The following is an 832-nucleotide window of genomic DNA, read 5'->3' as shown; positions in this document are numbered from 1 at the left end:
TTCAGCTTCAAATCCTTCTTGATTTCATCACAGGATGAGCACTTTTTAGAAGACGGAAAGAAACGATCGACTTTCATGAATTCAACGCCATACTTCTCACATTTGTACTCCATTTGGCGGGAGAACTCACTAAACTTTTGCTGCTGAATCGCTTTGGACAGGTGACGATTTTTCATCATCCCTTGCACATTCAAATCCTCCATCAAAACTTTGCAAGGCTTGGTTTTCGCAATTGCGTTCGTTGCTTGGTGAATGTGATTGGTGCGAATGTTGGCCAACCGCCTGTGTAGGTGCCGTATTTCCTTTTCGATTTTTATACAGTTGCTCGTTTTGGCGAAACGGTCTCCCTCCTTATTCATTTCGTATTTACGAGAAACACCTCTTTGCAACCTACGAAGACGTTTCTCGATCTTACGGACTTCATTTGTTTTATTAATATTTTTAACTTTGTTGCCATTTGAACAAACGGCTAATGTTGTAATACCCAAATCAATCCCGACAATTTCATCCGTTAACTTTTCCTTTTTAAACGCCTGCTCAATACCAACAGACAAATACCAGTACTTCCCGTCAAATGACACCCGAGGATTGCAGTATTTAACAGCGACTGGAATCTGTTCGGACGTCTGCATCCAGCCCACTTTTTCAATCAATACCGATTTGTTTGGTTTGACCTTCAATTTCCCGGTATCGTTATAAAAAGACAATCGGGACCGCTTTCTACTTTTAAAACGGGGAAATTTAGATTCTCCCCGAAAGAATTTTTTATAGGCTTCACATGCATCTTTGACCGCTTGTTTCGCAACATTGTTCGATACATCAAATAACCAGT

The 832-nt window shown here is 40.5% G+C and carries 1 protein-coding gene; it reads right to left on the bottom strand.

Annotated features, from left to right (window positions below; all coding sequences use genetic code 11):
- The coding region (locus R2B72_RS17975) for a transposase (RefSeq protein ID WP_318618241.1) at positions 1–832 on the bottom strand (832 nt) is incomplete at both ends.

This window comes from Sporosarcina sp. YIM B06819 (assembly GCF_033485175.1).
Lineage (GTDB): Bacteria > Bacillota > Bacilli > Bacillales_A > Planococcaceae > Sporosarcina.
This window is presented reverse-complemented; position numbering and strand designations above follow the sequence as displayed.